Raw genomic sequence first — 21,505 nt, 5'->3', positions numbered from 1 at the left:
AATTGGCTTCCGTTGGTCACAACGTGTTGTAAAGGGGCAGGCTGTCAGGCAAAGCCGCAATGGCAAGAAAAAACTTAGAACCATATGGTCACGTGTTCCTCCTGCCCTGCAAATCGCAAAACTGCTGAGCAATGCTGTTGGGCGTCAAATGCGACGGACCCAGCAAGGTGGTATTTCCGTCAGATCCGAGATAGCTGTCTTTGGTTGATAATGGCCTGGCCAAATATGCAGCTATGTGCCCATAGGGCCGATAAGGAAATTCAAAGCCATACAATTGCGAAAAGTCTTTCATCTTACGCGGAGCATCTGCAGGAACCGAATGGTAGTCATTGGACATCACTGCTAAAATCCCAAAGCCTTCGGAAATGAGCAAGCTGGTATCTGCCGCCAAACGATCTCCAATCGCCTGCACATAAGGACAATGGTTGCAAATAAACGCAATCAGGAGCCCCTTTTCACCAATACACTCCGACATGGTGAAACTGTTTCCATCAGGATCCTTAAGCGTAAAATCCGGCGCCTTCCAACCAAAGTCACAAACAGGAGTATTCAGAAGCACAATGCCACCCTTTAACTAATTGATCTGCCTAGAGGTTGTCATAACAATGGTTGAGCTGTCCATAAAAACTGGATCAAAATGTCCAGGCCTGTGGTAACGATTTCCTGATCACCGCGGCTCCCCCTTCCCGTTACTCAAATTATCAAGGATTGGGCAGTCGGGGCGGTGGTCGCCGGCGCAGGCGGTTATGAGGTGGGTGAGTGTGTCGCGCATGGCGATGAGGTCGGCGATTTTAGCCTCGATTTCTTTGACGTGTTGTTGCGCAATCTTTTTGACGTCAGAACTGCCGCGCTCTTTGTCTTCATAGAGTGCCAGCAAGGCCCGGCACTCTTCGATGTTGAACCCGAGTGAACGGGCGCGGCCGATGAATGTCAGCTTGTGCAGCTCTGTTTCTTCAAAGATCCGGTACCCATTTTCATTCCGTTTGGGATGAAGAAAGCCGATATCCTCGTAATAACGGATGGTCTTGGTCGGGATGCCGGAGCGTTCTGCTACTTCACCAATATTCATCGTCGTTCCATCCCTTTTAGTGGGCTGTTGTCGCTTTGATCCAGCGTAACCGCAAAGCGTTGGTTAAGACAAACACGCTTGAAAGTGCCATAGCACCAGCTGCCAGAACAGGAGACAGAAGCGGGCCACCGAATGGATATAACACGCCAGCAGCAACCGGGATCAGCAGTGTATTGTAACTGAATGCCCAGAACAGGTTCTGGCGGATGTTACGCATGGTTTGCTGGCTGATGTGGAACGCATTGACCACACCGTTCAGGTCTCCAGCCATCAGAACGACATCTGCTGCTTCAATTGCCACATCAGTGCCGGTGCCAATGGCAATACCAACGTCTGCTGCTGCCAAAGCAGGCGCATCATTGATGCCATCGCCTACGAAGGCCAGTTTACCGGAAGCGTTCTTACGCAAGTCTTCCAGCGCACGGACTTTGCCGTCAGGCAGAACTTCAGCAACCACGCTGTCGATACCAAGTTCGGCTGCAATGGCATTGGCCGTCTTCTGGTTATCACCTGTGATCATCACAACTTTCAAACCAAGCCCATGAAGGGACTTGATCGCATCTGGAGTTGTCTTCTTGATTGGGTCAGCAACTGCAATTACCGCTGCAATTTTTCCATCAATAGCGACGTAAAGCGGGGTTTTTCCTCTAGTTGCAAGTACGGTTGCATCAACAGAAAGCTGTTCCAGTGCAATACCTTCACGGTCCATCAACCGATCTGCACCAACCAGAACATCGTGCCCCTGCACAACTGCGCTGACGCCAAATCCGGTCAGAGAGTTAAAGCTCTCTGGTTTTGGAAGTGCAATGCCACGCTCTTCGACGGCCTGCACAATCGCCTTTGCAATGGGGTGTTCGGAGCTTTGCTCAACTGCTGCGACCAATCGCAGAACATCTTCCTCCTCAAAACCTTCATGCAGGATAATATCTGTCAGTTCCGGATGTCCGGCAGTGAGCGTGCCGGTCTTGTCCAAGGCAACCACCTTGGTTTCCTGAAGCATCTGCAACGCATCGCCTTTGCGGAACAGGACGCCAAGTTCGGCTGCGCGACCTGTACCAACCATAATGGAGGTTGGCGTTGCAAGCCCCATGGCACATGGGCAAGCGATGATAAGCACAGCAACACCCGCGACCAAAGCAAGACTAAGCGCGGGATCGGGACCAAACAGGAACCACACAGCAACGGTGAGGATCGCAATAGTAATCACGGCTGGCACAAACCACGACGTGATTTTGTCGACCAATCCCTGAATTGGCAGCTTGGCACCCTGAGCCTGTTCCACCATCTGAATGATTTGTGAGAGAACGGTATCATTGCCAACTTTGCTTGCACGCACGCTTAAGGCACCAGTGCCGTTGATTGTCGCGCCGACAACATCATCACCAGAGGCCTTTTCAACCGGGATTGGCTCACCTGTAATCATGCTCTCATCCACGAAGGAAGAACCTGAGACAACGGCACCATCCACGGCGATCTTTTCACCTGGGCGCACCTGAATGACATCACCGACAATGATCTCTTCAATCGGGACCTCTGTCACCACGCTATCGCGCTCAACACGCGCGGTTTTAGCCTGCATGCCAACGAGTTTCTGGATCGCTTCACCAGTCCTGCCTTTGGCGCATGCCTCCAGAAAGCGGCCCAGCAAGATGAGGACGACAATTACAGCAGCGGCCTCGTAATAGACGTTTACGGTTCCCGCCGGGAGCAACTGCGGCGCAAAAGTTGAAACGAGAGAGAATACATAAGCGGCGGAGGTCCCAAGCGCGACCAGAGAGTTCATATCCGGCGCGCCTTTTAAGAGCGACGGGAAGCCCTTGGTGTAGAAATGTCGGCCCGGTCCAAAGAGCACAATAGTCGTCAGGACGAACTGCAAGTAATAACTGTTCTGCAAACCAAGTGAGTTCTCAACCAGCATATGGACGCCGGGAATGAAGTGACTTCCCATTTCGATAAGAAAAACTGGAAGTGCCAGCACGGCAGCGAGCAACACCTTGCTCTTAAGCTGACGGATCTCATCTGTTTTGCGGTGAGCTGCTTCAGCAGGCTCGGTCTTGTCCAATGTAGCAGGATACCCTGCTGAGGTGACCAGTTCAGCAATCGCGGAGGGTGTTGTCGCCCCCACTGCGTAATGCACTGTCGCACTTTCTGTTGCCAGATTAACATTGGCTTCCAGAACACCATTTCCGGCTCGCAAAGCCTTTTCAGCTCGTCCCACACAAGACGCGCAGTTCAGGTTCCCAACACCAAAGGTGATGTTTTCTGTGAGCGCTGGATAGCCAGCTTTCTGAAGCGCGTCGGCCACATCTTGCGGCGTGAGGGTCTCATCATAATTGACCTGCACGCTTTCTGTTGCAAGATTGACAGAGGCGTTCGCCACACCCGAAATACTCTTGAGTGCTTTCTCGACACGACCGACGCAAGACGCACAATTCATGCCTTCGACTTGCATTTTCAGTGTTGAACTGTGGGACATAATTTCACCATTTCATTGTCTATTGAAGGCACCCTAAGGGTTCCAGCCACTGGAAGGTCAAGACTAAAATCATCAGGAAAATGAAAAGACTTTGGCCATCAGGAAAACGACAACCAAACGTCACTTAGTCTTTGTTTTCTCCAGACTTTCACTGGCTTCTTCTGCGGTGATTTTATTCAAGGCAGATAGTCGGGCTCTCTTCCAAAGCACATAAATTGCCGGAATAACGAAGAGAGTCAGCAGTGTTGCGGTGATCATGCCGCCAACCATTGGGGCTGCAATCCGTTTCATGATCTCTGAGCCTGTTGCACTGCCCAGCATGATCGGTATCAACCCGGCAAAGATGGTTGCCACGGTCATCACTTTTGGCCGCAATCGTAACAGGGCACCCTCGACAACAGCATCAAGGATATCTTTTGCGGTGAGGACCTTGTGTTCTTTCCGGGCAAACGCCACGCGCTTGTCCCAGGAAAGGTTCAGGTACAACAGCATCACGATGGCTGTTTCGACAGCCACGCCTGCCAGCGCAATGAAACCGACCAGTACGGCAACCGACAAGTCAAACCCTAAGGTGTAGACAAACCAGACACCGCCTGTCAGCGCGACTGGCAGGGAGGTCAAGATGATTGCCACTTCACCCACGCGGTTGAATGCGAGGAAAAGCATCAGGGTAATGATCAACAATGTTACCGGTGCAACCAGTTGCAAGCGTTCCTGAACACGCTCGATATACTCATACTGTCCTGACCATGTGATCGAGTAGCCAGCAGGGATTTTAACTTCGGAAGCGACCAGTTCTTGTGCTTCGCTGACATAACCGCCAAGGTCTCGTCCCTCGATATCAATGAAAACAAAACCTGTTGGTCGCGCATTCTCTGAGCGGATCATAGCAGGGCCGTCAACAATGTTGATATCAGAGACAGCTCCAAGCGGAATATGCGCACCTGATGGTGTCACAACAGGGAGCTTCTCAAGTTGATCCGGGCTGTTTCTCCAATCCTGAGGATAGCGCAGATTGATGGGGTATCGCTCCAAACCCTCAACGCTTTCAGCAATATCCATTCCGCCAATCGCGGTTTGCACCACATCCTGAACATCCTTGATATTCAGCATATAGCGAGCGGCTGCATTCCGATCGATGTCGATTTCAATAAAGCGCGCACTTCTTGGTCGCTCTGCGTAAGAGGACAGCGTCCCCTCAACGCCTTTCACGAGGCCTTCAATCTTCACTGCAATGTCTTGAATGACCTGCAGGTCCGGCCCCGACACTTTGACGCCGACAGGTGTTTTCATACCAGTTGCAAGCATATCAATGCGGTTCTTGATCGGTTGGATCCAGACGTTTGTAAGGCCCGGAACCTGAACTGACTTGTCCAGCTCCTGACGGATCTTTTCAAGCGTCATCCCTTCACGCCACTGATCTTGCGGTCTGAGCTAAATGGTGGTCTCAAACATGGTCAGTGGAGCTGGATCTGTTGCTGTTTCAGCGCGTCCAAGTTTGCCGTGAACGGTCTTTACCTCAGGCACCTGCATGATCATACGGTCCGTCTGCTGAAGTACCTCACGCGCCTTACCAATAGAAACACCGGTGTACAGTGACGGCATGTAAAGAAAGTCACCTTCCTTCAACTCCGGCATGAACTCAGACCCAATCCGGTTCAGCGGCACAAGAATGGACGCAACCAGAACCAGCGCAAAGATGATCGTTGTTTTGGGCCAGGCAATCACGCCTGCAAGTGCGGGCCGGTACAAGGCGATGCACAACCGATTGACCGGGTTCTTCGCCTCAGGATGAATGTGTCCTCGCACAAAATATCCCATCAGTACCGGTACAAGCGTGATGCTGAGAATGGACGCAGCCGCCATGGCATAGGTTTTAGTGAACGCAAGCGGCTTGAACAGACGACCTTCCTGCGCTTCCAGCACAAACACCGGCAGAAAGCTGATGGTGATAATCGCCAGTGAATAGAACAGAGCTGGTCCAACCTCGGAACAGCATTCGGCGACAATCTTCCAGCGGTTCTTATCGGGTTTCGGTTCCTTCTCAAGCCGTCGATGCATGGCCTCAATCATCACAATGGCCGCATCAACCATCGCTCCAATAGCGATAGCGATCCCGCCAAGGGACATGATGTTCGCATTCACCCCTTGCAGACGCATCACCAGCAGTGCCGTCAAAATGCCAAGAGGAAGCGAAATCAAAATGACCAATGAAGATCTGAGATGCAGGAGAAACACTGCACACACCAGAACCACGACCAGAAACTCCTCTGAGAGTTTGGTGGTTAGGTTATCAATTGCTCGCTCAATCACCCCAGCCCGGTCATAGGTGGTCACAATCTCCACGCCTTCAGGCAGGTTCGGTTTCAGCTCCTCCAGCTTGGCATGCACACCCTCAAGTGTTCTCAGCGGGTTTTCACCCCAGCGCATAATGACAACGGCCCCAACGGAGTCGCCTTCGCCGTTCAGGTCAGCCACACCACGGCGCATTTGCGGACCAAGGCGGATGTCTGCCACATCGCTCAGGGTGAGAGCTGCACCACGCTCATTCACCTTGATCGGGATTTGCTCAAGATCCTCAATAGATTGGATGTACCCGGTTGCACGGACCATGTACTCCGCTTCTGCCATCTCAATCACACTGCCGCTGGTCTCGCGGTTCGCGTTCTGGATCGTGCTCATGAGAGCAGGCAATGTCACGCCATAGGCTCGTAGTTTGTTGGGATCAACGACCACCTGATACTGCTTGACCATACCGCCGATGGTTGCCACTTCCGACACGCCGCTGACAGTTTGAAGCTCATACTTCAACCACCAGTCCTGTAAAGAGCGCAGCTGTGCCAGATCATGTTGACCGGTCCGGTCAATCAGGGCGTACTGAAAAATCCAGCCAACTCCTGTCGCATCTGGACCCAGTTCAGGCGTCACGCCTTCAGGTAGTTGGGCTCCAACCTGAGCAAGGTATTCCAACACCCGGCTTCTGGCCCAATAAAGGTCTGTGCTGTCTTTAAAGACAACATAGACGTAGGAATCGCCATAAAACGAGAACCCACGCACGTCGATCACGTCCGGCACCGACAGCATGGCTGTAGCGATCGGATAAGTTACCTGATCCTCAATGACCTGAGGGGCTTGCCCGTCATAAGGGGTTTTGATAATGACCTGCACATCAGACAGATCCGGAATTGCATCAACCGGTGTTTCTTTCAGCGCCCAGATGCCGCCAAGTGTCAGCATCACAGCGGCCATGAGCACGATCACGCGGTTCCTGATGGATGCACGTATGATGGAGCCAATCATTTTTCAACGGCCCCCACCGTGTCAGCAGGTGCTGTTTTTGAAGCTTGATCTTTGACATCTCGCAGATCGACAAGGCTGAAGCGCTTGTCAGACCCCTTTGAGATAGCAAACTCAATAGGCCTATCATATTGGAATGCATGGTTCTTCAGGTTTGCACGGACCGCAAACGTTGTTTCCATCGCTGGCCACTGCAACTCCTCAATGGCATCATGTCGAATAGTGACGGAGTTTGTCTCAGCATCGAAATTAGTCACTGTGCCATTAACCCAGATGGGACCGTCTTGCGCAGAAGACATGCGGGCCACGCCCGCCGAAAGTGAACTCTCACTATCAATCAGAAACTGAGCGGAGGTTACGACTTCTTCCCCTGCTTCAAGCCCCTGTAAGATCTCGGTCCTGCTCCCTCCTCCAAAACGCCCCGTCAGGCCCGGCGTCACCATGCGTGGCTGAAACGTGCCCTCCTCAGTTTGCAGGATAACCCGATCAGATGAACCTGTACGGATCAGCGCGCTGGCTGGAATTGTCACTGCACGTCGCATTTCAGATGGGATGATGGTTACGCGGCCAAACATATTTGGACGTAAAACACCCTCTGAGTTGTCAAAATGCAGACGGACCGGCAGTGTGCGTGTCACCGCATCCAGTTCCGGGTAGATATAATCGATGCGGCCCTCAAGCACTTGCCCGGGCAGATGCTCAAAGCTCGCAAGCACATCGCTGTTTTTGCTCAGACGGGCAATGTCCTGCTCAAACACATCCACCATCAACCACACAGAGGACATATCAGATAGGGTAAGCGCTATAGAATCCGGTTGCAGGTACATACCATCCGCCGCTTCCAACGTGGTCACCACGCCGGATTGAGGAGCGTACACCTTGAAGACCCTAGCCGGAGTATTCGCCCGAGCCATCTCGTCAATCTGGGCGCTATCAATACCGTAATTCTGAAGCTGGATTCGGATATTCTGCTCGGCTTGCTTATCATTCCGGCGCACGGCCCGGATCAGATCAGCACTCGCCACAGTCACCTCTGGCGCATAGACAGTGAAAAGCAGATCTCCCTTCTTAACGGGGTCACCAATTGCACGGATGTTGAGTTTCTTGATCCACCCTTCCGTGCGTAAATGAACCTAACTGGAGCCATACTCGTCATAGCCAACAAACCCAACACTTTCGATTTTCTCTGAGATAGGCTCAACGCTGGCGGTGGCCGTGCGTACACCGATGCTGTTAATCACATTTGGAGACAACACAACAGAACTCCCGGATTGCATCGCATCCTGCCCTGCATAAACGGGAACGAGGTCCATCCCCATGGGAGATTTTCCAGGTGCATCACGCCGGAAACTTGGGTCCATCGGCGCAACCCAATACAAGATTTCACTTTCAGCACTGCCTGGTCCAGCAGAAGTCCAGTCCATCGAACTTCCAATAAAGATCCCTAGCCCAGCCGAAACACTTGCTACAATCGCAAGCCCAGCCACAACCGCGTATCCACGACGCATCGGTCCTGTCCTGATTTACCAAACATCATTCAGACCTGAAGGTGCTTTGCTACCGCCGGGATACTCACCATCCCAACCAAATCCCTCCAATCCCACAAAACAGCACCACTTTTCCTTATTCCTTCTGGCACTGCTTAACTTAGTGTCCGTCATTCTAATCCTTCCAGTGACTGGAAGGTCAAGTCTAATACTGAAGCCCAGTGCTTGTCATCATCAAAAAAGCCCTGCCGATATCATCAGCAGGGCTCCAAAAAAGACTTCTTAGTAACAGAGGCTCTACAACTCCCCCGCCTCTTCCAGTACCTTTCTTGCACTGCGGAAGCATTCTACTCCGGCGGGGACGCCGGCGTAGATGGCTACGATGTGGCAGGCGGCGCGGATTTGTTCTTTGGTGACGCCGTTGCGCAGCGCGCCTTTACAATGCAATTCCCATTCGTGCATTTTTCCGAGAGCGCCGATCATGGCCAGATTCATCAGACTGCGAGTTGGTGCATCGATAGCGTCATCTCCCCAGCCGAAACCCCAGCACCATTCGGTCATGGCTTCCTGAAACGGACGATTGAAGTCGTCCGCCTTTGCCAGGTTGGCCTCTACATAGTCAGCGCCAAGGGTTGCTTTGCGTTGTTTCAGGCCTTTTTCAAACCGGTCAGACATTCTTGTTTTCTCTCTTAAACGCTGATGCAGATGTATTTCATCTCAACATAATCTTCGATGCCGTACTTGGAGCCTTCGCGGCCAAGTCCGGATTGCTTGACGCCGCCAAATGGTGCAACTTCAGTGGAGATCAGACCGGTGTTGACACCTACCATGCCGTATTCCAACTCTTCCGCCACTTTGTAGACTGTGGAGAGATCATTGCTGTAGAAGTAGGAGGCAAGGCCGAACTCGGTATCGTTCGCTGCTGCTATAGCTTCATCAACTTCCTTGAAGCGGAACAGTGGGGCAAGCGGGCCGAAGGTTTCTTCTCTTGCCACGTCCATATCACTCGTCATATTGGCAAGAACGGTTGGCTCAAAGAAGGTGCCGCCCTTGTCACTGCGCTCACCACCGCACACAATACTTGCGCCGTTTTCAAGTGCGTTCTTGATGTGGGATTCCACTTTGTGAACGGCGGCTTCTGTGATGAGGGGCCCGATGGTTACGCCGGACTGGAATCCATCTCCAACATTCAGATTACGAACTGCATCTGCAAGTTTGTTGGCGAAGGCGTCATAAACACCGTCCTGTACATAGATACGGTTGGAGCAGACGCAGGTTTGACCTGCATTGCGGAACTTAGAAATCAAAGCCCCTTCAACAGCCTTATCCAGATCCGCATCATTAAACACGATAAACGGTGCGTTGCCGCCCAGTTCCAGGGAGAGCTTCTTAATCTGGTCAGCACTTTGACGCATGAGAATGCGGCCAACATTTGTGGAGCCAGTGAAGCTAATCTTCTGGACAATCTCGTTGGTGCACAGCTCTTCACCAACGGCGACTGCATCCGTCGATGGCAGAATGCTCAGCACGCCTTTCGGGATGCCTGCCTGCTCGGCCAGCAATGCCAGCGCCAATGCGGAAAGAGGTGTTTCAGCGGCAGGTTTTACAATCATGGCACAGCCAGCAGCCAGTGCAGGCGCAGCTTTGCGGGTGATCATGGCATTGGGGAAGTTCCATGGTGTGATAGCACCAACAACCCCAACAGGTTGCTTGATCACCATGATACGTTTGTCTTCCTGATGGCCCGGAATAGTATCACCGTAAACGCGCTTTGCTTCTTCCGAAAACCATTCAATGAAGCTGGCGCCGTAAAGGATCTCACCTTTTGCTTCTGCAACTGGCTTCCCCATTTCTGCGGTCAGGATAACCGCGAGGTCATCAGCATTCTCAATCAGCAAGTCGAACCAGCGTCTCAGAACCTGCGCGCGGTCCTTGCCTGTGCGCTTGCCCCATGCTTTTTGCGCAGTCTTTGCGGCGTTGATGGCATCGACCACATCAGAGCGCGAGCAATCTGTAACATTGGCAATCAGTTCACCTGTAGAGGGGTTGTTGACTGCAAAGGTTTTCTGGCGCGAAACAAAGCTGCCATCGATATATGCACCGGATTGCAACAGGCTTGGGTTGTTCAGTTTCAGGTCCATGGCGGCACCCTTTGTCCTTCATTGTTGTCACATCGGCATAGTCATCACGCCGGAAAAGAATGGGGACCAGATGTGGCCCCCATTCCGTTCATTTTCCGTTAAGTCGGATTAGGCTCGCAGTTCACGGTCCAGCGCAGTTCCGTCCGGAGCAACCTCTTCATGAGGGTCTCTCACTGCACTTGAATCTTGCATGAGCGACTTCACAATTCCCCATGACATGAGAACCACAAGAGCACTGATCGGCAAGGCAGCCGCAATAGCAGCAGTTTGCAGAGCGGATAATCCACCAGCCAACAAGAGCGCCGCAGCAACAACACCTTGAGCAACACCCCAGATCACACGGTGCTGTTTAGGTGGGTGTGCATTGCCCATAGACAGGATGGTCGTGATAACCAAAGTGCCGGAGTCGGACGACGTGATAAACCATGTCGCCAGCAAGAAGGTGGTGAGTGCTGCAATCAACCAGCTGATTGTGCCATTAGAGGTCATCTGCTCAATGGTGCCATAGAGCGCGCCACCAAGGTTCCAACTGTTGACGGTATCAATCAGACCTGCAGTACCAACACCGCCTGGCGCATTCATTTCGATGAACAGTGCATTGCCGCCAAAAATGGTGATCCAGAGGAAGGCCATCACGGTTGGCACAAGCATAGCGCCGAACATAAACTCACGAATGGTACGACCGCGGCTGATGCGTGCAATGAACATGCCCACGAATGGTGCCCAGGAAAGCCACCAGCCCCAGTAGAACATGGTCCAGCCGCCCTGCCATTTCACATCACCTGGTTCACTTGCAGTCCAGAAGCCCATGGACAGGAAGTGGGACATGTAATCGCCAACGGATGTGAGGAAGAAGCTTGCCAGCCACTGAGATGGACCTGCTACAACAAAGAACAGGATCAGCAGCAGTGTTAGAGCGATGTTCCATTCGGAAAGAATACGAATACCCTTACCAATGCCAGAGACAGCAGACAGTGTCGCCACAATGGAAATACCGATAACCAAAGCGATCTGAGTAAGCGTGCCCGGATCAACACCAAACAGCACGTTCAGGCCCTGTGCCATCTGATTTACGCCAAGCCCCATGGACGTCGCGATGCCGAATACGGTGCCAAACACGGCAAGCAGATCAACAGCATGACCAGCCGGACCATAGATGCGCTCGCCAAGGATCGGGTAAAGCGCGCTACGGAATGTCAGCGGCAGCTTTTTGCGGAATGAGAAGTATGCGAGGCAAAGACCGGTGATGGTGTAAATCGCCCAACCATGCAGACCCCAATGGAAGTTGGTCACGCGAACCGCATCTACTGCTCGGTCCATGTTCATTTCATTGTGGCCAGCCATATCCGCAAACGGGTTGTTCGGGTAACCCCAACCAGCGGAGTTGTCGAAGTAGAACAACGGCTCAGCAACACCAAAGAACATGATACCGATGGATACACTTGCGGAAAACAGCATTGCAAACCATGCAAAGTTGCTGAATTCCGGACGTGCATCATCATCACCCAGACGGATGGAGCCAAATCGGCTGACCATCAAGCCAATGCAAATGAAGAAGATGATCATGACTGAGGAGATGTAGTACCAGCTCAGCGCTGTTTCGACCCAGCTGCGTACCGCCCCGTACAGCTCACCAGCATAATCAACATTCAAAATCGTGAACACAACAAATGCCGCAACCATAGCCTTGGCCGCGATCGACATTCCGTTGTGCAAGCCCTTAAAGAGCCCCGTTTCGGCAACATTCAGATCTTTCTGAATGTGCTCTTTTTCGATAGCCATAGTTCCCTCCCAGGCTAAATTAATCGGACATTGTGTCCATGCCGGGTTTCACCACCGGCTTATCTCCAACCCCTGCTGAACAGGAGCTACGGATGGGGTTCTCCCTGTTCTCAGCGCATAACGAATGGGTCCGGTATCGGATCATCAGAGGTGCGCAACCAAACTGTTTTGACTGTTGTGTAATCCAAGGCTGCCTGCAGTCCGCCTTCGCGGCCATGGCCGGAAAGTCCCTGTCCACCAAACGGAGCAACAGGGGAAACTGCGCGATAGGTGTTCACCCACACGATGCCGGAGCGAATGCCCTTTATCATGCGATGTGCCCGCGTCAGGCTTTGCGTAAAGATGCCGGAAGCCAGGCCAAATTTTGTATCGTTCGCCATCTGCAGGGCTTCAGCCTCTGTCTCAAAAGTGAGAACAGAAAGCACTGGGCCAAACAGTTCGGTTGTCACACAAGGGGCATTCGGCACCTTTGAGCAATCCAGAATGGTTGGTGGGAAGTAGAAGCCATCACGATCGCAATCCACACCACCGGTCAGCACCGTCGCACCAGCGTCAACAGAAGCTTTGATCACTGCATTAATGTGATCGCGCTGGCGCTGACTGCACAAAGGGCCAACCTCTGTTGCCATATCCTGCGGATGCCCGATGACGACGGCTTCAGCTTTGGCCTTCAAACGAGCAAGAAACTCGTCCTTGATGCTTTTTGCGATGATCAGACGAGAACCTGCAACACAGCTTTGGCCTGTTGCTGCAAAAATGCCGGATATCTGCGCATTTACGGCGCTGTCGATATCAGCATCTTCAAACACAATAAACGGAGATTTGCCGCCCAGTTCTAGCGACGTGCTGGCAAGGTTTTCCGCAGAATTGCGCACGATGTGCTTTGCAGTTTCCGGTCCGCCAGTAAACGCGACATGAGCCACGGACGGATGCGATGTCAGCACCTGTCCGCATTCGGCACCAAACCCGGTGATGATGTTGACCACACCTTTCGGGAAACCAGCTTCTTCAATCAGCTTGGCAAACTCCAAAAGCGGTGAAGGTCCTTCTTCAGACGCTTTCACAATCAACGTACAGCCGGCAGCCAGTGCAGGGCCAATCTTAACAGCGGACAGGAACAACTGATTATTCCACGGAACAATGGCAGCCACCACACCAACAGGTTCACGGCGTAGCCAGACTTCCATGTCCTGCTTGTCGATTGGAAGGTGAGCCCCTTCAATCTTATCTGCCAAGCCAGCATAATACCGATAGTAGTCCGCTACATATGCCACCTGGGCAGATGTTTCGCGGATGATCTTCCCGGTGTCCTGCGTTTCCAACTGTGCCAGCTTAGGCGCATTCGCCTCAACCAGATCTGCCAGTTTGTAAAGCAGCTTGCCGCGCTGTGTTGCTGTCAGGCTGCTCCAGGCAGGATCAAAGAAAGCCCGCTCAGCTGCAGCAACAGCACGGTTTACATCCTCAGTCCGCGCCTCGGGCATTTCTGCCCAAGGCTGACCTGTTGCCGGGTCCAGACTTTGAAATTGCGCTGAGCCATCTTCAAAACGACCATCGATATAGTGCTGGAAGCGTTTCATCATGCATCCTTTTGGAAAGCAGGCATCACTTCATTGATGAAGCGTTCAAGAGAGGCTTTCTTGCGCTCAAACGTCATGCCGCTATCAATCCAGAATGAGTATTCATCGTAGCCAAGGTCTTCGTAGTGCTTCAGGCGCTCGATGACTTTGTCAGACGTACCGATCACATTGTTGGTACGCATCTGCTCCGCGCTGTAGAAGGGGTGGTTCGCAATATCTTCGTCGCTGAGCGGCTCAATAAGACCCTGAGTGATTGGGCGTTCGTTTTTGAACCATGCACCAAAGTAGTTGTAGAAACGGTTGACCTCTTCAGCACCCTGCTGAACATCCGCTTCATCACCACCAACATAGGTGTGGCGCAGCAACATAATTTTCGGGCGTGGAACAGACGGGCTCTTCTCACAAGCATCGTTGAAGCGCTCCATGAGGCTTTCAACTTCATCGTCGCCGTTCCAAAGCGGCGTAACCTGCACGTTACAACCATGCGCCACAGCGAAATCATGGGAGTTTGGATCACGCGCAGCAACCCAGACAGGTGGGTGCGGATCCTGCATTGGTTGTGGTGCAGATGTCGTTTTCGGGAACTGCCAATACTCACCTTCATGAGCATAATCACCATCCCAGAGCTTTTTGACGGCAGGAACCAACTCGCGCATGCGCTGACCAGCTTCCCACGCATCAAGGCCCGGGATCATGCGTTCATATTCAAAACTGTAGGCACCACGAGCAATACCCAGCTCAAGACGGCCATCCATAATGATATCCGCCATAGCTGCTTCGCCAGCCAGCTTGATTGGATGCCAGAAAGGGGCGATGACAGTTCCTGTTCCAAGACGTACATTTTCGGTCCGCCGTGCCAGATCTACAAGGTTGATGAAAGGGTTCGGCGCAATGGTGAAGTTCATGCCATGGTGTTCACCAGTCCAGATCGCATGCATGCCGCCTTTGTCTGCAATCTCACAAAGCTGCAGAAACTCGTCATAGAGCTTTTGCTGGCTCTCATCAGCGGAAATGCGCTCAAGATGGATGAAAAGTGAAAATTTCATGGCTTACTCTCCCAGTGCGATTTTGCGCACTTCGCCGTTTTCATGATTTCCAAAATAGATGCCGAAATTGCCCTTCTGAGTCTCCTTCGCAAACCGGCCCAGCATTTTCTGTGTGGCAGCATCCTGTACGCGCGCCAGCACATCATCTGTCAAAGCAAGGAAGTTTCCAGACTGGCTGGCCCCTTCACCGGCTGAGCAATGGAAAGCCAGATGCTGGGCATTCGCTTCTTCATCTTCGTAGACGGAGTAAATGAAGCCGACAGAAGACGGGACACCGACCTCTTCCAGTAATGCTGTAAGTTCTTTGGTTGGTGTGCCTTTGCTGACATTGCGCGTTGGCAATCGCAGTTGGCCTGCATCATCTTCAAAAAACAGCACTTTTTTGTCTCGTTCCAAGAGAGCGCTCACAACGGTTTCACTATCTACCTGAATGGAACTGACTTCTTGTGTGGCAGTAAAATATGCACCGCGTGCGTAACCCAGACCATTGGCAACACCGGTCTCAAAAGCCTTTACTTCACCAATCAGAATTGCATGGTCACCCGCGTCCACCACATTGTGCATTGAGCAATCAAACCACGCAGCAACATCGGAAAGAACCGGCGACCCGTGAGGACCAACTTTCCAGTCAACAGTCGCAAAACGGTCTTCAACACGGCTGGCAAAGGTGTTGGACACATCCTTCTGGGTTTCTGCCAGAATATTGACAGCAAAACCGGATGCATCAGTCAACGCATCATAATTGCTGGAGCTCTTCGCAAGACACACCAGCAACAATGGCGGATCCAGAGAAACGCTTGAAAAGGAATTTGCTGTAAAGCCAAGCGGCTCACCATCCTGGCCGTGGGCTGTCACAACCGTAACACCGGTAAGGAATGTACCAAATGCATTCCTCAATGTACGTGGGTCCATCGCTGTCATCGGGTAGATCCCCCTTTCTATCCGTTTGTTCTTATTGGCTGTTTTAACCAGCTTGCCATTGCGGCGTTGACTTGTTCCGGTGCTGTCAGATTGGCCATATGACGATGGCCTTCAATGATGCAGACCATGCCGTCCTGCGCTGCCTTGGCCATATCCACCGCCATTTCCTTGGTGGAGTTCGGATCACCATCACCCGTCAGCAAAAGCGCCGGGCATCTGATTTCCTTCCATTTGTCAGCATAGGTCACGTCCCCATGTGCAAATGCGTTGTAAGTGACTGCATAGCCAACCGGATCAACCTCCCGGAGCCATTTGCCGACTTTTTCTTTCGCCTGCTGATCCGCAGTGCTCTCACTAAACCAACGGCTCAAAGGTCCGTCGATGTTGATGTTGCCCTCTGCGATTTCCTTAGCCCGCGCCTCCACAGCACTGCGAGCTTCAGGAGATCTGCGGTAAACACCGTTCAACAAAGCAACGCGTTTTACGCGTTCCGGGTACGTTGCTGCGTAACCACCGCTGATCAATGCACCCATGGAGTGACCGGCAAGATTCACCTGTTCAAATCCAAGCGCTGAGATCGTCGCATGCAGCCACGCTACATAATCTTCCAACTGAGAGCCTTGAGGAAGCGCAGTGCTTCCTCCATGCCCCGGCATGTTTACCGCAATAACACGATGCGTTTTCGCAAAGTGCTCGATTTGCGGTTCCCAAGAAGCATCCTGCATGCCAACCCCGTGGACCAGCACAAGCGGCTCACCTTCGCCAACCTCACGGTAGCAAACTGTGCCCTTAGGATGTGACAGCTGCAGGGTTGTCAACGTCATGTCCCAACTCCTTAAGGTCCTGATAACGATCACCAATCCGGTGGTGCGGGCGTCCTGAGAGTGACGCTCCCAGTGCGATGACGATTTCATCTGGACCCGGTGCATCCGGAATAGCAAGCTGAATGGTGAGATAGTGTGAACGGCGGCCACCGTCATTCTTGTCCATCAGCGGAATCATGATCGGAGCGTTTACACCAGCGCGGGTGTTACAGAACGCCAGATAGGTTTTGGCGCCAACAGCTTCACGGTAAAAATTGCCAAATTGCAGCGTGTGAATGAGCGCGGAGGCATGCTCAACTTCACCATTCACACCAACAACAGCTGCCTTGCCGTATCCTTCAACAGCCTCACCAGAACCTGCGAAGTTGATGATCATATCCGTCAGCAACTTGCCAACATCTGGTGCAACATCATGGATGCCCGGACGCAGATCTTCAACAAAGCCCTGCCCAGCCCATGGGTTCTTGACAACAGCAACTGCCGCAATCATCCGCAATGGGGTCTCTGCTTTCTTGCCACCTTCAATCAGCGTGTCTTCCACGTGAAGAAGTGTCTTGCGTATCTCTGCTGGCATTGGTCTTCCGTTCATTCCACTGTCAAATTCAATGGTGATAAGATGGTATACCATAATACCGTATGTCAATACCTTCTTGCGAATGAAGTCAACGCGAGCTAGATTGCTGCCATGATCTCTACTGCAAATAATCCTTTAAAGATTGAGCGTCCTACTATGACGCTCCGCGATATGGCTCTTGAGAAAATGAGAGCCGCTATCATTGCCGGCCACTTCCAGTCAGGTGACCGCCTAGTCGAGCGTCCGCTCTGCGACCAGCTTGGTGTAAGCCGTTCAGTTGTAAGGGAAACAATCCGATATCTTGAAGCAGAAGGCCTTGTTGAGATACTCCCAAACAAAGGCCCGATTGTTGCAAAACTGGATTGGGAAAACGCGCAACAGATCTACGAAATCCGTATGCTTTTGGAGACCAGCGCCGCACAAAAATGCGCAGAACTGGCCAAAGATGGGGATAAGAAAAAACTTGGCAAAGCACTCGCTCAGCTTAAGTTGGCCTACAGCAGTGGCGAAACAAACGACCTGTTTGAAGCAACAACATTATTCTATCAGTGCATTTTTGATATCAGCGGCCAAAACGTTGCATGGGAAGTGGTACAGCGACTCAACGGCCGCATCAGCCGTCTGCGCGCAATGACTTTGGGTACTCGTGACCGCCATGATGCAGGTTACAAGCGGATCGAAAAAATCTTCTCTGCAATCGACACAAACGACCCTCAAGCCGCTGCAGCTGCCATTCAGTTACACCTGACGGAAGCCGCAAATATTGCCAAAACCCTTCTGACTGCAGAGCTGAGTAAAAGCGAAAAATAATGCCTAAAGCCTACTGGATTGCCCACGTCACAGTCACGGACGCTGACGCCTACACAAACTACACCCAGGCCGCTCCAGCCGCCTTCCAAAAATACGGCGCCCGCTTCCTCGCCCGCGGCGGAAAAACCGAACACCTGGAAGGCACCACACATCCCCGCAATGTCGTCATCGAATTCGACACCATGGAACAAGCCCTGGCCTGCTACCACTCCCCAGAATACCAAGAAGCCAAAACCCACCGCAAAACCGCAGCTCTGGCGGATATCATGATCGTTGAGGGAATGGAGTAAGTTCCCCTACCCCAAATACTCTCGCAATGCTTGCGGTGGGTTGTCGAGAAGTTGTTGGGTTTCAGCAGGTGGGTGCGCTGATCCGTCGGCGACGAGGATTGCTTTGTTCGTGATGCGGCGGGCGTCTTGTGGGTCGTGGCTGACCATAAGAAGCGTCGTGCCAGTTTCTGCGATGAGCTCCGCGACAAGATCCAGCATTTCGGCCTTAAGAGCAGGGCCGAGGGCAGCGAAGGGCTCGTCGAGTAACAACAGATCACGGTGCTGAACCAAAACGCGTGCAAGCGCGACGCGGCTTTGTTGGCCACCGGATAGCTCAGCTGGCTTACGTTCTCCCATAGCTGCCAGTCCAACCCGTGAAAGAGCTGCTGTGACTTGCTCTTGCTCAGGCTTTGAGAGCCTTCCGTTAGGCCGCAAACCAAGAGCCACGTTTTGGGCGGCAGTTAAGTGAGGAAACAGGTTGCCATCTTGAAACAGCATGGCGATTGGGCGTTTTCCCGGAACCTGTTTGGTGAGCTCACCTTCTTTCCAGAAAAGCTGCCCCTGCGATATCTCGCGGAATCCAGCGATGGCCTCAAGCAGAGTTGATTTCCCTGCGCCGGAGGGGCCAATAACGGCGACGCTGTTGCCAGCTTCAACGTATAAATTGGCATGCAACTCAAACGCGCCATTGGCAATGAGACAAGAGTTAAGCTTCAGCATGCCAGCGGCCTCCTCGGTCTAAAATCCAGAATAGTGCCATTGAAAGCACAAGCAGTAAAAGGGCGCCGCCAGCTGCTGCCTGCATTTTGTATGCCCCCATCAAGCGATAGATCTGTAGAGGCAGCGTTGCAATTTCCGGATCTGCAAACAGGGTAATCACGCCAAGATCTCCCATGGAAAGTGCTGCTGCAAGCCCTGCAGCAAACCCGATTTGGGGTCGCATACGTGGAATGAGGACGCGTGAGAAGAACACCCAACCTTCCATGTTCAATGACAAGGCCAACCGTCCATGACGCGAAACGGTATCCCGCGCTGCAGGGACTAGAATACGAAGCGCAAACGGCAATGCCATCGCCGCGTTGACCAGTGCCGTCACAGGAAGAGCAAGGTCAGACGGGTTTGCCCACGGGCGTATGATGATAAACAAGCCCGTTCCGATCACCAGTGGAGACGCTGCCAACCCCAAAATTCCGACAAGCTCAACCACGCTATGTCGGCGAACGGCAACGGCTGCTGCCATAGGCAATGCGAACAGCAACAAGATCACCGTGCTGGCCGCAGCGACAGCAACGGAAACAAGCGCCGCCTTCAACACAATAAAGGGCACCAGAAACAGACCGCTAAGGCCTGAAAGAACAACGGCACTGAGCGGCAAAAGCAAAAAGAATGTTGCAAGCAAAATCCAGAAGGCGTCTGCAACAGGTGCACCACCATCCCAGCGCCGGATCGCTCGGTCCAGTCCTGCACCAAACCCTTCACCGCGCGAAAGCTTTAGGGCTGCAAAGGCTGCTGCAGCAGTGAGCGTGAGTTGCAATGCAGAAAGCAGCGCGGCCCGTCCAAGATCAAAGTCATATGTAAATGCCTGATAGATCGCCAGCTCAATGGTTGTCGCCCGTGGCCCACCACCAAGTGTCAGAGCAATAGCAAAGCTTGTCAGGCAGATAGCAAAGATCACAGCCAGTGCACCGGGTAAAATGCGCGCGAGCATGGGGAGTTCGATCAGTCGAAACAGAGCTTTTCCATCACACCCCAGCTGTGCAGCAAGGCGAAAACGCTCTGAAGGGATTTCTTGCCACCCTTGTAAAATCAATCGGGTTGCAAGCGGAAGGTTGAAGAAAACATGAGCCACCACAACACCGTGGAGGCCATAAATGCGAATGGGTGAAGCACCAAAATAAACAAGCACATCAGATATCCAGCCCGCACGGCCAAACACCTGTAGTAACCCAAGAATGGCAACGATAACTGGTAGAATGAAGGGGGCACCGAGCAGTGCAATGAGCAAACTGCGGCCCGGAAACCGCCGTCGCGCCAGGGCGCGCGCAACCGGCACTGCCAACGCAACACTGATCACAGCAGAAAGCACGGCCTGCGTGAGCGTAAACTTGAGAGCGGCCCAATCGGAAGAGGAAAAGCCGTGACCCGCTTCGGCTCGCAAGGCAACCGCGGCCAACGTGCCAAGTATGAGTGCCGCGACAAGAAATGCCGCGGCAACACCGGGAAGCGAACTTACTGGCTGAGCGCTTCTAGCCATTCCGGCAGAGCCTCACGTCTTGCAGCAGCAGCTTCTTCAGGCTTAAAGAACAAAGCTTTTTCAGGCACCTGCAGAGTGTCGAACCCAGCAGGTAAACCACCTTTTGGTGTCACAGCTGGATACATCCAGTTGGTTGTTGGAATGATTGTCTGGAAAGCATCTGAAACCATGAAGCTCAGGAACTTGTCTGCCAACTCTGGCTGATCAGTCCCGGCAAGCTTTGCCGCTACTTCAACCTGCATGTAATGGCCTTCTTCAAACGCGGCAGTGGTTTTGCTGTTATCTTCCTCGGCAATCAGGTGGTAAGCCGGAGACGTGGTGTAACTGAGCACCATGTCCGCTTCCCCATCAAGGAATAGACCGTAGGCTTCTGACCAACCTTTTGTAACCGTCACGATGTTATCGGAAAGATCCGCCCAAACATCAGCAGCTTCGTCTCCGTAAGCCGCTTTCACCCAAAGCAACAACCCGAGGCCGGGTGTAGAGGAGCGTGGATCCTGAATAAGGATCTTGGCATCACTCTTCGCAAGCTCGCGGAAGTTGGTTGGTACGGTTTCGCCAGCCTTGTGTACGAAGGCAAAGTAGCCCCAGTCGTACGGCACAAAGGTTTCGTCAGCCCACTCCACTGGCAGTGTATATTGGGCTTCAACAGAGTGTGGTGCAAACAGGCCAGTTTTCTTGGCAGTCTCTACCAGATTGGTGTCCAGACCCAGCACCACATCGGCATCTGAGTTTTTACCTTCAAGACGAATGCGGGAAAGCAGTGCTGCGCCATCTTCGACGCCAACAAGTTTCAGGTCACACTCGCATACAGCCTCAAACGCTTCTTCCACTTTTGGGCCTGGGCCCCAGTCAGAAACGAAGCTGTCGTATGTGTAAACTGTCAGTTGAGGCTTCTCAGCAGCCATCGCTGATGTTGCAGTGAGTAATCCCGCAGCAATTAACAGATGTTTCAAGTCATCCTCCATTGCGGCGAGA

Annotated in this window: 17 protein-coding genes and 4 pseudogenes; 3 read left to right on the top strand and 18 right to left on the bottom strand. The window is 52.6% G+C overall.

Annotated elements, in window-relative coordinates:
* A pseudogene (locus PsAD37_RS29060) lies at positions 1 to 208 on the top strand (IS1595 family transposase); the annotation flags it as partial.
* Positions 209 to 262: 54 nt separating this feature from the next.
* Here PsAD37_RS29060 and PsAD37_RS29380 read toward each other — a convergent pair.
* The 15 genes and pseudogenes from PsAD37_RS29380 to PsAD37_RS08460 form a co-directional block, all read right to left on the bottom strand.
* Positions 263 to 559: pseudogene (locus PsAD37_RS29380) on the bottom strand (redoxin domain-containing protein); the annotation flags it as partial.
* Between the two features lie 108 nt (positions 560 to 667).
* On the bottom strand, positions 668 to 1,069 hold the full coding sequence (cueR, locus tag PsAD37_RS08515; protein ID WP_063292212.1) for a Cu(I)-responsive transcriptional regulator: 402 nt from the start codon (positions 1,067 to 1,069) through the stop codon (positions 668 to 670).
* Between the two features lie 16 nt (positions 1,070 to 1,085).
* Complete coding sequence (locus PsAD37_RS08510; RefSeq protein ID WP_208991776.1) at positions 1,086 to 3,545, bottom strand: heavy metal translocating P-type ATPase; 2,460 nt, start codon at positions 3,543 to 3,545, stop codon at positions 1,086 to 1,088.
* A gap of 120 nt (positions 3,546 to 3,665) precedes the next feature.
* Positions 3,666 to 6,845 (bottom strand): annotated as a pseudogene (locus tag PsAD37_RS08505) (efflux RND transporter permease subunit).
* Entirely contained in the window at positions 6,842 to 7,141 is a 300-nt protein-coding gene (locus PsAD37_RS29375; RefSeq protein ID WP_275078309.1) for a copper-binding protein, read from the bottom strand. Before PsAD37_RS29375 ends, PsAD37_RS08505 begins: the two are co-directional and overlap by 4 nt.
* Positions 7,142 to 7,189: 48 nt before the next feature.
* Positions 7,190 to 7,963, bottom strand: a pseudogene (locus tag PsAD37_RS08500) (efflux RND transporter periplasmic adaptor subunit); the annotation flags it as partial.
* Between the two features lie 12 nt (positions 7,964 to 7,975).
* Positions 7,976 to 8,350 carry a heavy metal-binding domain-containing protein gene (locus tag PsAD37_RS28685; RefSeq protein WP_208991774.1) on the bottom strand — a complete coding sequence of 125 codons (375 nt, stop codon included), beginning with the start codon at positions 8,348 to 8,350 and terminating at the stop codon, positions 7,976 to 7,978.
* 276 nt (positions 8,351 to 8,626) lie between these two features.
* Positions 8,627 to 9,004 carry a carboxymuconolactone decarboxylase family protein gene (locus PsAD37_RS08495; RefSeq protein ID WP_063295772.1) on the bottom strand — a complete coding sequence of 126 codons (378 nt, stop codon included), beginning with the start codon at positions 9,002 to 9,004 and terminating at the stop codon, positions 8,627 to 8,629.
* 14 nt (positions 9,005 to 9,018) lie between these two features.
* On the bottom strand, positions 9,019 to 10,470 hold the full coding sequence (locus PsAD37_RS08490) for an NAD-dependent succinate-semialdehyde dehydrogenase (RefSeq protein ID WP_063295771.1): 1,452 nt from the start codon (positions 10,468 to 10,470) through the stop codon (positions 9,019 to 9,021).
* A 108-nt stretch (positions 10,471 to 10,578) separates the two neighbouring features.
* Positions 10,579 to 12,252: a BCCT family transporter gene (locus PsAD37_RS08485; RefSeq protein ID WP_063295770.1), complete on the bottom strand. Its 1,674-nt coding sequence runs from the start codon at positions 12,250 to 12,252 to the stop codon at positions 10,579 to 10,581.
* A gap of 110 nt (positions 12,253 to 12,362) precedes the next feature.
* On the bottom strand, positions 12,363 to 13,829 hold the full coding sequence (locus tag PsAD37_RS08480; RefSeq protein WP_063295778.1) for an aldehyde dehydrogenase: 1,467 nt from the start codon (positions 13,827 to 13,829) through the stop codon (positions 12,363 to 12,365).
* A complete protein-coding gene (locus PsAD37_RS08475) occupies positions 13,829 to 14,875 on the bottom strand; it encodes an LLM class flavin-dependent oxidoreductase (protein WP_063295769.1) in 1,047 nt (348 codons plus the stop codon). Before PsAD37_RS08475 ends, PsAD37_RS08480 begins: the two co-directional genes overlap by 1 nt.
* Positions 14,876 to 14,878: 3 nt before the next feature.
* Complete coding sequence (locus tag PsAD37_RS08470) at positions 14,879 to 15,796, bottom strand: flavin reductase family protein (RefSeq protein WP_063295768.1); 918 nt, start codon at positions 15,794 to 15,796, stop codon at positions 14,879 to 14,881.
* Positions 15,797 to 15,813: 17 nt separating this feature from the next.
* On the bottom strand, positions 15,814 to 16,620 hold the full coding sequence (locus PsAD37_RS08465) for an alpha/beta fold hydrolase (RefSeq protein ID WP_063295767.1): 807 nt from the start codon (positions 16,618 to 16,620) through the stop codon (positions 15,814 to 15,816).
* Positions 16,586 to 17,194 carry an amino acid synthesis family protein gene (locus PsAD37_RS08460; protein ID WP_063295777.1) on the bottom strand — a complete coding sequence of 203 codons (609 nt, stop codon included), beginning with the start codon at positions 17,192 to 17,194 and terminating at the stop codon, positions 16,586 to 16,588. The genes PsAD37_RS08465 and PsAD37_RS08460 overlap by 35 nt, the downstream gene beginning before the upstream one ends.
* Positions 17,195 to 17,350: 156 nt before the next feature.
* Here PsAD37_RS08460 and PsAD37_RS08455 point away from each other — a divergent pair, with 156 nt between their 5' ends.
* Positions 17,351 to 18,004 (top strand): GntR family transcriptional regulator, encoded by a 654-nt coding sequence (locus tag PsAD37_RS08455; RefSeq protein WP_244272497.1) that lies wholly within the window; start codon positions 17,351 to 17,353, stop codon positions 18,002 to 18,004.
* Positions 18,004 to 18,294, top strand: coding sequence for a DUF1330 domain-containing protein (locus tag PsAD37_RS08450; RefSeq protein ID WP_063295765.1), 291 nt, complete (start codon positions 18,004 to 18,006; stop codon positions 18,292 to 18,294). Before PsAD37_RS08455 ends, PsAD37_RS08450 begins: the two co-directional genes overlap by 1 nt.
* A gap of 6 nt (positions 18,295 to 18,300) precedes the next feature.
* On the opposite strand, the gene PsAD37_RS08445 is transcribed toward PsAD37_RS08450, so the two are convergent.
* Genes PsAD37_RS08445 through thiB form a run of 3 tightly spaced genes read right to left on the bottom strand, consistent with a single transcriptional unit; the run spans position 18,301 to position 21,495 of the window.
* Positions 18,301 to 18,993, bottom strand: coding sequence for an ATP-binding cassette domain-containing protein (locus PsAD37_RS08445; protein ID WP_063295764.1), 693 nt, complete (start codon positions 18,991 to 18,993; stop codon positions 18,301 to 18,303).
* Positions 18,980 to 20,527 carry a thiamine/thiamine pyrophosphate ABC transporter permease ThiP gene (locus PsAD37_RS08440; RefSeq protein WP_063295776.1) on the bottom strand — a complete coding sequence of 516 codons (1,548 nt, stop codon included), beginning with the start codon at positions 20,525 to 20,527 and terminating at the stop codon, positions 18,980 to 18,982. The genes PsAD37_RS08445 and PsAD37_RS08440 overlap by 14 nt, the downstream gene beginning before the upstream one ends.
* Positions 20,503 to 21,495 (bottom strand): thiamine ABC transporter substrate binding subunit, encoded by a 993-nt coding sequence (thiB, locus tag PsAD37_RS08435; RefSeq protein WP_208991773.1) that lies wholly within the window; start codon positions 21,493 to 21,495, stop codon positions 20,503 to 20,505. Before thiB ends, PsAD37_RS08440 begins: the two co-directional genes overlap by 25 nt.
* Positions 21,496 to 21,505: the final 10 nt, after the last annotated feature.

Origin of the sequence: Pseudovibrio sp. Ad37, assembly GCF_001623075.1 — a bacterium.
GTDB lineage: Bacteria > Pseudomonadota > Alphaproteobacteria > Rhizobiales > Stappiaceae > Pseudovibrio.
Note: the sequence above shows the minus strand (reverse complement) of the source record. Positions and strands in the feature narration are given on the sequence as shown.